Origin of the sequence: Pseudarthrobacter phenanthrenivorans Sphe3 (assembly GCF_000189535.1) — a bacterium.
In the GTDB taxonomy this organism is placed as follows: Bacteria; Actinomycetota; Actinomycetes; order Actinomycetales; family Micrococcaceae; genus Arthrobacter; species Arthrobacter phenanthrenivorans.
This window is the reverse complement of sequence record NC_015145.1, coordinates 442,569-454,713: the sequence shown is the minus strand read 5'-3', so window position 1 is coordinate 454,713 and position 12,145 is coordinate 442,569. Positions and strand designations below refer to the sequence as shown.

The following is a 12,145-nucleotide window of genomic DNA, read 5'->3' as shown; positions in this document are numbered from 1 at the left end:
AGTGACTCAGCTCATCACCACGGAACTGGTCGAGCTCGACCAGAACCTGGGCACCTCGCCCGAGGCGGTGATCCGGCACCTCGCAAGCAAAGTAGCTGCCGCCGGACGCGCAACGGAAGTTGAAGGCCTTTTCGCCGACGCGTTCGCGCGGGAGCAGAAAACCGCCACCGGCATCCCCGGCGGCATCGCCATCCCGCACTGCCGCTCAGCGGCCGTCACGGAACCCACCCTGGCCATGGCGCGCCTGGACCCGAAGGTGGACTTCGGGGCCAAGGACGGACCCGCAGACCTGATCTTCTTCATCGCAGCACCGGACGGAGCAGACCAGGAGCACCTCAAACTGCTCTCCAAGCTCGCCCGGTCCCTGATTAAAAAGGACTTCACCGCAGCCCTCCGCAGCGCTTCCTCCCGCGAGGAGATCGTGGAACTGGTGGACGGCGCCCTCGCCGACAAGCCCGCCGCCCACGCGGCCACGGTCCCAGCCGGAGCAGCCGCCGGCGCCTCGGCAGGCTCCGCTTCCGGTGCTTCGGCAGCCCCCGTTTCCACAGGCTCAGCCGCGGAATCCGCCGGCTCCGGCAACTCCGGGCCCAAGCGCCTGGTGGCTGTCACCGCCTGCCCCACCGGCATCGCCCACACCTACATGGCGGCTGATTCCCTCGTGGCCGCGGCCCAGGAAGCCGGAGTTGACCTGCAGGTGGAGACCCAGGGTTCCTCCGGCGCCAAGCCGCTGGATCCCGCCGTCATCGCAGCTGCCGACGCCGTCATTTTCGCCGTGGACGTGGACGTTCGCGGCAAGGAGCGCTTCGCCGGCAAGCCCGTCATCAACGCTCCGGTCAAGCGCGGCATCGACGAACCCGCCAAAATGGTCCAGGAAGCGCTCGCAGCAGCGTCCGACCCCAACGCCCGCCGGGTCCCGCACTTCGGGGCAGAAGAGCAGGCTGACCAGGCTGCCGCCGAGAAGGGCGAGCACATTGGGCAGAAGCTCAAGAGGGCACTGCTCACCGGCGTGAGCTACATGATCCCGTTCGTGGCCGGCGGCGGCCTCCTGATTGCCCTGGGCTTCCTGCTGGGCGGCTACCTGATCACGGACTTCGCGGACACCATCGTGACCACGAACAACTTCTTCAACCTGCCCACCGAGTATCCCGAACAGGCCGTCGGCCCGCTTGGTGCCTACCTCGGCGCGGTGCTGTTCAAGATCGGTGCCCTGTCCATGGGCTTCCTGGTTCCGGCCCTGGCAGGTTACATCGCCTACGCCATCGCCGACCGGCCCGGCATCGCCCCCGGTTTCGTGGCCGGTGCAGTCGCCGGATTCATGGGTGCCGGCTTCCTCGGCGGCATCGTCGGCGGCCTGCTGGCCGGCTACATGGCGCACCTGATTGGGACATGGTCTGTCCCCCGCTGGCTGCGCGGCCTGATGCCTGTGGTGATCATCCCGCTGCTTGCCTCCATCTTCGCTTCCGGCCTCATGTTCCTGGTTCTTGGCGGACCCATCGTGGCGCTCACCGAAGGACTGAACAGCTGGCTGTCGGGCCTCACCGGTGCCAGCGCCATCGCCCTGGGTGTCATCCTGGGACTCATGATGTGCTTCGACCTTGGCGGTCCGGTCAACAAGGTGGCCTACGCCTTCGCCGTGGCCGGCCTTGGTGCCGCAACGCTGGACAACCAGGCCCCCTGGCAAATCATGGCGGCGGTCATGGCCGCAGGCATGGTGCCTCCACTGGCCATGGCCCTGGCCTCAACGGTGCTGGATAAGAAGAGCTTCAGCCTGGCTGAACGTGAAAACGGCAAAGCCGCATGGCTGCTGGGCGCGTCCTTCATCTCCGAAGGCGCCATCCCCTTCGCCGCAGCCGACCCGCTGCGCGTCATCCCCGCCAGCATGCTGGGCGGCGCGGTGACGGGTGCCATCTCGATGGCAGCCGGTGTCGGTTCCAAGGCGCCTCACGGCGGAATCTTCGTGTTCTTCGCTATCGAGAACTTCATCATGTTCGTCGTCGCGATTGCAGTTGGTACGGTGATCACCGCCCTGTCCGTGATCGCGCTCAAGCGCTGGGCAGTGAAGAAGTCCGTTGATACGGTTGAACCGGTTCCCGTAACCGTCTGAGCCGGCTCACCGGGACAACTTACCGGCGCTGGACCAACAGCACGCCGCAAGACAAAAAGGAGCAACAATGCCAGAACGCACCGCCACCGTCGCCAGCCGGGTTGGCCTGCACGCCCGCCCCGCCGCCATCTTCGCTGAGGCAGCAGGAGAATACGACCTGGACATCACCATCGCCCGGGAAGGCGAGCCTGCCGACGAGGCCATGGATGCTGCCAGCATCCTGTCCCTCATGAGCCTGGGCGCCTCGCACGGCGACGTGGTGGTCCTCCGCGCAGAAGGTGACGGCGCGGACACCGCGCTGGACCACCTGGTCCAGATCCTCGAAACGGATCACGACGCCGAGTAGCAGCAAAGGCTGCCAGGGCACCTGCGTGCCGCGGCCGCCGTCGGGCCTTCCTGTTACGGGAAGGGCACGACGGCGGCTGCCGCATTTAACCGCAACCTGACCTACTTTGCCTTCTTGGCAGTCAGCAGCAAGTACTCCCACTCCATCTGGAAGGGAGTGTCGCCGTGGGCGTCGCCGAAGGATTCGGCGAGCTCGGTCAGGGCCTGGTCCAGGGCTTTCACTTTGTCCCCGTCCTCGGCGATGAACTTGTAGACCGAGATGATGGGGCCGTAGTGGGACTTGAAATAGCGGACAAAATCCTCCGGCCGGTGGAAGCTCCGGACGGCCAGCGTCTGCTTGCGGGCATGGACGTCCGTGATCCTGTCCCCCATCAATTCGCGGACATGGTCCTCGCTCCCCCACAGCGGCGCAGGCTGGGCGCCGGGCGGGGGCGGCGGGGCGAAGGGCTTCATGGTGGCGAACATCCTGCCGATGAACCCTTCGGGTGTCCAACTAAGCAGTCCGATGGTGCCGCCCGGCTTGCAGACACGCACCAGCTCGTCCGCTGCCGCCTGGTGGTGGGGCGCGAACATGGCCCCGAGGCAGGACATGACGGTGTCGAACTCGTCGTCGCCGAAAGGCAGGGCCTCGGCATCTGCTTCCTGCCACTCCAGGCTGACTCCCCGGTTGGCCGCTTCCCGGCGTCCGGCCTCGAACAGCTCGGGGGTGAGGTCGGCGGCAACCACCTTGGCGCCCATCATTGCGGCCGGGATTGCGGCGTTCCCCGAACCGGCTGCCACGTCCAGGACCCGCTGCCGCGAGTTAATGCCGCAGGCCTCCACCAGGACGGCCCCGAGTTCAAGGAGCATCTCGTCAGCCAGGGCCGGGTAGTCCCCGGACGCCCACATGGCCCGGTGCTTCTTCTTGAGCTCCCGGTCCGCCTCCGCTGCCTGCGCCTGGTCGTTCATGTCCGAGTCCCTCTCCTGTGGCCGGTCAGAGTGAGTGACAGCACGCTGTTGGCACAGCGGAGGCTGCGATGCGACTCATTGTGGACGCACGCGGCCCCACTGTAAAGAGGGATCCGCTACCGGAAACCAAGCAAGCTTAGTAGTTTCATGTGTATGGCATCTACTGCAGGGAGCGGCGCCCCCGGCCGCACACAGTCACGCAGGCTTTCGCGCCCTGGTGCCTGTCGCCTTGCCGGCAGTAGTTTTTCCGACAGTGCTCTTGGCGGCGGTGGTCTTGGCCGCCGGCTTGGCGGCCGTCTTCCCGCCCGTGGACTTGGCCGTAGTGGACTTGGCCGCGCTGGACTTGGCCGCCGCGGCTTTGCCTGTGCCGGTATCACTGTCGCTGGACTTCGTTGCCGTGGACTTGGTGGTTTTTGCAGCGCCGGACTTGCTGGCGGTGGACTTGGCTGCTGCGGATTTGGCTTCCGTCGAAGTACCGCCGTCAGCTTTGCTGGCGGTGGAACGGCTGGCCGCAGGCCTCTTGCGCGCCGGCTTGGCGGCTTCTTCGCTATCCTCATCACCGGAGTCCGTGCCGCCTTCCTCCGAACTTCCCTCCGCAGCGGCGGCAGCCGGCCCGCCTCCGCGTTTGCGGTCGAGGCTCCGCTTCAAGGCCTCCATCAGGTCGATCACCTCACCCTTGCTGCCTTCGCCGGCCTCCACGCCGAACGTTTCTTCGGTGTCCAGGGCGTCTCCCTGCTCCAGCTTGGCTTCGATGAGCTGGCGGAGCTGCACCTGGTAATCGTCAGTGAAGGCGGCGGGATCAAAGTCCGCGGCCATCGACTCCACCAGGGCGGCGGACATGTCGCGTTCCTGCGGGGAGATCTTGATGGAGGTTTCAAGGGACGGGAAGTCCGCCTCGCGTACCTCGTCCGGCCACAGCAGCGCCTGGAGCACCAGGACATCGTCCTTGATCCGCAGGGCTCCGAGCCGGGTCTTATCGCGCAGTGCGAACTGGACGATGGCCACCCGGTCCGTGTCCTCCAGCGCGCTGCGCAGCAGCACGTAGGCTTTGGGCGACTTGGAGTCCGGTTCCAGGTAGTAGCTCTTTTCGAACATCATGGGCTCAAGCTGCTCGGAGGGGACGAACTGCACCACTTCGATCTCGTGGCTGTTTTCGGCCGGAATCGCCTTCAGCTCGTCCTTGGACAGGATCACCGTCCGGCCGTCCTCCTCGTAGGCCTTCTCGATGTCCGAATAGTCAATGACCTGGCTGCAGACCTCGCACCGCCGCTGGTAGCGGATCCTCCCGCCGTCGGCATTGTGGACCTGGTGCAGACTGATGTCATGATCCTCAGTGGCGCTGTAGACCTTTACGGGCACGTTGACCAGGCCGAACGCGATGGCACCTTTCCAGATGGCTCTCATTCCTCAAGTCAACAGCACGCAGCCCCGGAGGTGAAGACCCGTGCCCGCTGCTAAGGAGCGTGTCCGGGTTGGCGGGAGGGAATTGACCCTCACCAACCTGGACAAAGTGATCTACCCGGAGACCGGAACCACCAAGGCCGATGTCCTGGCCTACTACGCGGCAGTGGGACACGTCCTGATCCCGGCGGCGGCCAACCGGCCGGCCACGAGGAAGCGCTGGGTGAACGGGGTTGGGACGGCAGACAAACCCGGAGAGGTGTTCTTCCAGAAGAACCTCGAGGACTCCGCGCCCGGCTGGCTCCCCCGGGCAGCCATCACGCACAAAGACCGCACCATCTACTACCCCATGGTCAACGATCCCGCCACGCTAGCCTGGTTCGGCCAGATCAACTCCCTGGAAATCCACGTGCCGCAGTGGCAGGTGGATTCCCACGGCAACCAGCTGAACCCTGACCGGCTGGTCCTGGACCTGGATCCCGGCGAGGGCGCGGGAATCGAGGAATGCGTGGAGGTGGCGCTCCTGGCCCGCTCAATCCTTGAGGATGTTGGCCTGGATCCCGTCCCCGTGACCAGCGGCAGCAAAGGCATCCACCTTTACGCCGCCCTGGACCGGAGCCAGACCTCGGACCAGATCTCCGCCTTCGCCCGTGAGCTCGCCCGCGCCCTCGAGTCGGACCATCCCGACCTCGCCGTCAGCGACATGAAAAAGACCCTCCGCAAGGGAAAAGTCCTGGTGGACTGGAGCCAGAACAACGCAGCCAAGACCACCATCGTCCCGTACTCCCTGCGCGGCCGCCCCACCCCCATGGTGGCTGCGCCCCGGACTTGGGAGGAGATCGGTTCCCCCGGCCTCACCCACCTGGACTATCACGAGGTCATGCGGCGGGTGAGGGAGGGCATTGACCCGTTTGCCGCCGTCGTCCGTGCGTCGGGACATTCTGCCGACGACGTGGCGGCACACCGGGAAGACAGCCACGACGGCAACCCCCGCCTGGCCAAGTACCGTTCCATGCGTGATCCCCAAGCCACCCCGGAGCCCTTCAGCGGCGCTGCCGGCAGCGGGGACGCATTCGTAATCCAGGAGCACCATGCCAGCCGCCTCCACTTTGACCTGCGGCTGGAGCACGAAGGCGTCCTGGTGTCCTGGGCCCTGCCCAAGGGCGTCCCGGAGTCCAGCGGAAAGAACCACCTGGCCGTGCAGACCGAGGACCACCCGATGGACTACCTCACCTTCCAGGGGACGATCCCCAAAGGGGAATATGGTGCCGGCGAGATGACCATCTGGGATCACGGCACCTATGACCTGCACAAGTGGATCAACGGCAAGGAGGTCATCGTTACCCTGAAGGGGTCCGAGGGCGGCGGCCTGGGCGGCACCCGGAAATTCGCCCTCATCCACACCGGCCGCGGACAGGGCAAGGAATCTGAAGGGCAATGGCTCATCCACCTCATGGACCCGGAGCATCGTGGCGGCAGGCGGAGGCACGCGTCCCCGCGGGGGGAGCAGGAGGAAGCGGGGCAGCCGGAGGCGGCCGGGGAGCCGCTGCAGGACGAGGCGCCGAAGAACCCGGTGACGACGAAAACAGCGCCGGCAAAGACGGCAACGACGGCGGATGACTCCTCTGCAGTGGCAGCGGCGGGCGCGGCGCCCTCCCCGGAGGACTACCGGCCCATGATGGCAACCTCCGGGGACGCAGCCGACCTACAGGGCAGCAACTGGCAGTTTGAACTCAAGTGGGACGGAGTCCGCGCCATCGTCCTGGGTGACGGCGGCGCAGTACGGATCTTCAGCCGCAACGGCATCGACGTGTCCAGGACCTACCCGGAGTTCACGGACCGGAGCTGCTGGCCGGAGCGGCCGTTCGTGGCGGACGGCGAGATCGTCGCCGTCGGACCTGCAGGACGGCCTGACTTCGGCCTCCTCCAGGGCAGGATGAAGCTCACCCGGCCGGCCGACGTCGAACGGGCCCGGAAAGCCATCCCCGTGCAGCTGATGCTCTTCGACCTCCTGCACGACGACGGCACGGACCTTCGGAGGCTGCCTCTCGCAAAGCGCCGGCAACGGCTGGAGGACTTCTTTACCCCTGCGGGCTGCCCGGCCCAGCTTTCCCCCGTCCTGGAGGAGCAGGTGGAGGACATCCTGGACAGCGCCCGGGAACTTGGGCTGGAAGGGGTGATGGCCAAGCGCACGGACAGCCGCTACGTGAGCGGCCAGCGGACCCGGACCTGGATCAAGCTGAAGGTGGAGCAGACACAGGAGGTGGTGGTGGGCGGCTGGCGGCCGGGCAAGGGCGGCCGGGAGGACACCGTGGGATCACTGCTGGTGGGCATCCCGGACGGAAAGAAGCTGCAGTACGCGGGCCGGGTGGGGAGCGGCTTCAGCGGCCGGGAGCTCGCCGAGCTGCGGCAGACGGTGGACCGCCTGGCCCGGAAGACGTCGCCGTTCCTGGACGTCCCGCGGCCGGATGCCGCGGACGCCCACTGGGTAGCGCCGGAACTGGTGGGCGAGGTGACCTACAGCGAGTGGACCGGAACGGGGCGGTTGCGACACCCGGTGTGGCGGGGGTGGCGGCTGGACAAGGACCCGGCAGAGGTGGTCCGGGAGGGCTGAGATGTCTCGCGGCGCGTGAGTGGTTCCGCGGCACGTGAGTACGTTGGGGCAAAGAAGAACGTGGCGGCACCGGAAGACCGGTGCCGCCACGTTTAGGGTGCGGGTCCTATGCGCGTCCCGGGCAGGCCCTGCTTAGGACGAGTGCGGCATCTGCGGGCGGCTGGTGCGGTGGATCGCGGTCACCGCGGCTCCCTGGCCCATCCGGCCATGGGCTGCACCGCGTTCCTTCGGGTGCCGCCGTTTTCCATTGCCATCCGGCCAGGTGCGTTGGCCGCCCGCTCCCATGGGGGAAAGCGGGGCCGCCGCGCCCGGCAGGTCGGGCGTGTTCATTGCTGCGGCGAGGTGGTCCGCAACCTCGGGGTTGATGGCGGATTTGCGTTTTTCGTCAGCCATTTGTTCTTCCTTTCCACGGTGAAATGAAGGGTCGCCGGCATCGGCCGAGAGGCCTGGGGCCCGCAGGACCTGCCAGCGAATATCTGGGGTTCGGAGCATGCCGTTACCGGCATCCGTTAGACGGGGGACCGTATGCTGCGGCGGAAAGTGCCAGGCCGCAGGCGTGCGCTACAAGAAAGAGTGTGTTCCCATGGCATAACCATAGGCATCGGGGACGCCCCTGTGAACCCCTTGGACCGGTCCGGTCTCCGGCGCGGCAGGTGAGGGGGCAGCTTATGTGCCCGGGAAGGGCACGACGGCGGCTTCCGCAGTCCGGAGGGATGGTTGCGGAGGCGTGGGCGGAGTCACTTTTCCGGCCCGATACCGGCGTAAATGGTGTCCGTGGCGGCCGGAACAGAAAAAGATTCGGTAACAATGGGCGCGATCCCGGTGCATCCCAGTAATGGCGCGGGAAAAACCGGGAAAAGAATTCCTCCAACCCGGCCAATAACGCGCCCAAAAAGCTCGATCCTACGGCATGAAGCGCTCATGCGCCATGGCTTTCGCGTAAAATTGAAGGCCTGCCCGGAGCGGGGCAGCTACAAGTCGCAAGCAAATGACCTCCCCAGGAGTGGCCCAAATGCCCACAGACCGAAGCGTGACCGACTCTTCCACAGGCGTTAACACCGCCTCCGGAACCAACCCAGCTACACCACCAGGCGCACCGGCGCCGGCCCTTGGCAAGGGCCAGCGGAAGCCGAATATCCTTAAGCGCCGCCGGCTCAAGGAGTCGGATGTCAACGTTGTTGACCAGCCCATGCTGAAGAAGGCCCTCGGCGGAACAATCGTGGGCAACACCATGGAATGGTATGACGTGGGCGTCTTCGGCTACCTCATCACCACCATGGGTCCTGTGTTCCTGCCGGAATCCGACCCCACTACCCAGACCCTGTTCCTGCTGGGTACCTTCGCCGCCACATTCATCGCCCGCCCCCTGGGCGGCGTGATCTTCGGCTGGCTGGGTGACAAGATGGGCCGGCAGAAGGTCCTTGCCGCCACGCTGATGCTGATGGCCGCAAGCACGTTCGCCATCGGCCTCCTGCCCGGATACGCGCAGATCGGACTATGGGCCGCCGGGCTCCTGGTGCTCCTTAAGATCATCCAGGGCTTCTCCACCGGCGGTGAGTACGCCGGCGCCACAACATTCGTCAGCGAGTACTCTCCCGACAAACGCCGCGGCTTCTTTGCCAGCTTCCTGGACCTGGGCAGCTACATGGGCTTCGCCATCGGCGCCGCCCTGGTCTCGGCCCTGCAGCTGACGCTTGGCCAGGAAACCATGGAGGAATGGGGCTGGCGGATTCCCTTCCTGATCGCCGGTCCGCTGGGCCTGATCGCCGTTTACTTCCGGAGCAAGATCGAGGAATCCCCGCAGTTCCAGGCCACCCTGGATGCCCAGGAGGACCTTGCGAAGAATGCTGCCGCTTCTGACCAGGCAACGGCCAAGGGGCCGGTGGGAATCGTCAAGGCCTACTGGCGCTCCATCATTGTTGCCATGGTCCTGGTGGCCGCAGCCAACACGGCCGGCTATGCACTCACCTCGTACATGCCTACCTACCTCACCGAGTCCAAGGGCTACGATCCGGTCCATGGCACCCTGCTGACCATTCCCGTCCTGGTGGTCATGAGCCTTTGCATCCCACTGACGGGGAAGCTGTCCGACAAGATCGGCCGCAGGCCCGTCCTGTGGATCGGGGCAGTCAGCACGGTGGTCCTGGCTATTCCGGCCTTCATGCTGATCGGCGTCGGTGAGATCTGGTCCACGCTTGCCGGCCTGGCGCTGATTGCGTTCCCCGTGACCTTCTACGTTGCCAACCTGGCCTCGGCCCTCCCGGCGCAGTTCCCCACCTCCAGCCGGTACGGAGCCATGGGCATCGCGTACAACTTCTCGGTGGCGATCTTTGGCGGCACCACGCCGTTCATCGTCGCAGCCCTCATCGGCGCCACGGGGAACGACATGATGCCCGCGTACTACCTGATGGCAACCTCGCTGGTGGGTGCTGTGGCAATTTACTTCCTGAAGGAGTCGGCCCAGCGTCCGCTGCCTGGATCCATGCCCAGCGTGGACACCCAGGCCGAGGCCCGCGAACTTGTTGCCACGCAGGATGAGAACCCGCTGCTCAACCTGGACGAACTCCCGTTCGACGAACAGGACATCACCGATTCACGCGACGCCGACAAGGTCCCTGCCGGCGCCTAGCGTCCCGCAGGCAGCACTGCGTCCGCTCCCGGTCGCCTTGTAGCCGTTATTGGCCGGCCCGCTCAGAAGGCCCGTCCCGCGTGTTTCCTTGGGGGAACACGCAGGGCGGGCCTTTGGCGTGCCGGTCACAATGACGTTCCATGTCCTGCGGACCCTGGTGGAAATGACCGTCCCCGCCACCCGGTGATAACTTCCAGAAGGCCGGTACGGACAGCAGCAAGGGATGGTGGGCATGGAACGCATCCTCCTGCAGGTCCGCGCGCTGCACCGGCTGGAGCCGGCCAACAACGACCACCTCGCTGCAATGCGGGTGGCCCTCAGCGTTGCGGTTCCGTCGCTGCTCCTCCTGGCAGCGGGCCGCACCGATCTCATCATCTACGCCGTATTCGGCGCGCTCACGGGAATGTACGGGCGGTCGGAGCCGCACCAGCTGAGGCTCCGGCACCAGTCCCAGGCCGCCGTCGTCCTGCTCGGGGGCGTGGCCGTCGGCGTCTTCCTCTCCGTCAACCACCTCCACTCGTGGTGGCTGGTGGGTATGGAAGCGGTCCTCGCGGCTGTGGGATCAGTCTTTGCCGACCGCGTGCGGCTCAGGCCCAACGGGCCGTTCTTTGGAATCCTGGCACTGGGCGCCTGTGCCTCCGTTCCTACCGTGGTGCCGTGGCACGCTGCCATGCTCATCGCGGCCGGGTCCGCCGCGTTCTCCATGCTGGTGGGATTCGGGGGCTGGATCCGCAGCAGGTCCTGGCAGCGCGGCGCCTCGCGGGGGCTTCCTGCCACGCTTGGCGCCGGCGGGCGGGAACAACTGGTCCACGCGGTCCGCTACATGGCGGCCGTAGGTGCCGCGGGCGGCATCGGGGTCCTCAGCGGAAGCGGCCACCCGCACTGGGCCATGGCCGCCGCCGCGGTGCCCCTTGCCGGCGCTGACCTCCCCAGCAGCGTGCGCCGTGGAATCCATCGCATTGTGGGTACTTTCGTGGGCCTGGTGGTGACCGCTGCCGTTATCCTTCCGGTTCCATGGTCCCTGGCGGGGTTGTTCCCTGGAAGGCAGGCTGTGGTGCTGGCGCTCCTGGTGATCGTATTCCAGTTCACCACCGAACTGTTCATGACCCGCCACTACGGCCTGGCCATGGTGTCCTTTACCCCGGTAATCCTGTTAATGACCCAGCTCGCGCACCCCAGCGACCCCGGAGTACTGATCCTGGAGCGCGCCGTGGAGACCCTGGTGGGTGCGCTGGTGGGGATCCTCGTGGTGGTGGCGGTCCGCAGGGCGGGAACCCGCTCCACCGCAGCACTGCTTGGCGTGGGCCCGCTGCTGACGCTATCTTCCTTGCGTCGGTTTCCGGGGCGGTCCCGCCACTAGCCGTGCCGGGGCCACCCTCGCAACAGCGGCCACCACCTTGTACCGCTTGGACGGGATGGACACCGGCTTGCCCCGCTCATTGTCCGCCAGGCCCTCCCGCACCACCCGCTCCGCGTGCAGCCAAGCCCACGACGGCGCCACCGACTTGTCCATGCCCATCCGGTCGTGGAATTCCGTGTGGGTAAACCCCGGGCATACGGCCGTGACCTTGACGCCCTGCTTCCCGTACGCCAGGTTAGCCCAGCGGCTGAAACTCACCAGCCAGGCTTTGGCCGCGGAGTAGGTGCCGCGGGGCAGGAACGCCGCGATGCTGGCCACATTGATGATCCTGCCGCTGCCGCGCTCCAGCATCCCTTTCAAGGCCGCATGGGTCAGCTCCATGGCAGTTTCCCCGTGCAGCTTCAGGTGCTTTTTCTCCTCCGAGATGTGGTTGTCCTCGAAATTGTGCAGCAGCCCGATTCCGGCATTGTTGACGAGGATCCCCACCGGCCGTTGCGGATCGGACAGGCGTCCGACGACGGCGGCCACGCCTGCGTCCTCCGTCAGGTCAGCCGGGAGTACTTCAGCCGTGATCCCGTATCGCCGTTCCAGCGCCGCCGCATTGTCCTCGAGGCGGGCGCGGTTCCGTGCCACCAGGACCAGGTTGCAGCCGGCGGCGGCGAGCTGGCGGGCGAACTCGGACCCGAGGCCTGCGCTGGCCCCGGTGATGAGGGCTGTTGTTCCGGAGATATCGGCAGTCATGCT

9 protein-coding genes are annotated in these 12,145 nt (G+C 66.4%); 5 read left to right on the top strand and 4 right to left on the bottom strand.

Annotated elements, in window-relative coordinates:
• Position 1: 1 nt before the first annotated feature.
• Together ASPHE3_RS02130 and ASPHE3_RS02125 are read left to right on the top strand one after the other, a co-directional pair.
• Positions 2–2,104 (top strand): PTS fructose transporter subunit IIABC, encoded by a 2,103-nt coding sequence (locus ASPHE3_RS02130; protein WP_013599586.1) that lies wholly within the window; start codon positions 2–4, stop codon positions 2,102–2,104.
• Positions 2,105–2,171: 67 nt separating this feature from the next.
• Positions 2,172–2,450, top strand: a complete 279-nt coding sequence (locus ASPHE3_RS02125) for an HPr family phosphocarrier protein (RefSeq protein WP_013599585.1) — start codon at positions 2,172–2,174, stop codon at positions 2,448–2,450.
• 101 nt (positions 2,451–2,551) lie between these two features.
• On the opposite strand, the gene ASPHE3_RS02120 is transcribed toward ASPHE3_RS02125, so the two are convergent.
• Positions 2,552–3,397 (bottom strand): class I SAM-dependent methyltransferase, encoded by an 846-nt coding sequence (locus tag ASPHE3_RS02120; protein WP_013599584.1) that lies wholly within the window; start codon positions 3,395–3,397, stop codon positions 2,552–2,554.
• A 195-nt stretch (positions 3,398–3,592) separates the two neighbouring features.
• Complete coding sequence (gene ku / locus ASPHE3_RS02115; RefSeq protein WP_013599583.1) at positions 3,593–4,801, bottom strand: non-homologous end joining protein Ku; 1,209 nt, start codon at positions 4,799–4,801, stop codon at positions 3,593–3,595.
• A 40-nt stretch (positions 4,802–4,841) separates the two neighbouring features.
• Here ku and ASPHE3_RS02110 point away from each other — a divergent pair, with 40 nt between their 5' ends.
• Positions 4,842–7,412 carry an ATP-dependent DNA ligase gene (locus tag ASPHE3_RS02110; RefSeq protein WP_041651878.1) on the top strand — a complete coding sequence of 857 codons (2,571 nt, stop codon included), beginning with the start codon at positions 4,842–4,844 and terminating at the stop codon, positions 7,410–7,412.
• A 132-nt stretch (positions 7,413–7,544) separates the two neighbouring features.
• On the opposite strand, the gene ASPHE3_RS02105 is transcribed toward ASPHE3_RS02110, so the two are convergent.
• A complete protein-coding gene (locus ASPHE3_RS02105; protein ID WP_013599581.1) occupies positions 7,545–7,805 on the bottom strand; it encodes a hypothetical protein in 261 nt (86 codons plus the stop codon).
• Positions 7,806–8,424: 619 nt separating this feature from the next.
• On the opposite strand from ASPHE3_RS02105, the gene ASPHE3_RS02100 reads away from it, so the two are divergent.
• Both ASPHE3_RS02100 and ASPHE3_RS02095 read left to right on the top strand, forming a co-directional pair.
• Entirely contained in the window at positions 8,425–10,041 is a 1,617-nt protein-coding gene (locus ASPHE3_RS02100; RefSeq protein ID WP_013599580.1) for an MFS transporter, read from the top strand.
• Positions 10,042–10,273: 232 nt separating this feature from the next.
• Complete coding sequence (locus ASPHE3_RS02095; RefSeq protein ID WP_041652490.1) at positions 10,274–11,401, top strand: FUSC family protein; 1,128 nt, start codon at positions 10,274–10,276, stop codon at positions 11,399–11,401.
• Here the strand turns inward: ASPHE3_RS02095 and ASPHE3_RS02090 are convergent.
• Positions 11,360–12,142, bottom strand: coding sequence for an SDR family NAD(P)-dependent oxidoreductase (locus ASPHE3_RS02090; protein WP_013599578.1), 783 nt, complete (start codon positions 12,140–12,142; stop codon positions 11,360–11,362). The two genes, ASPHE3_RS02095 and ASPHE3_RS02090, sit on opposite strands and share 42 nt — an antisense overlap.
• Between the last annotated feature and the right edge of the window lie 3 nt (positions 12,143–12,145).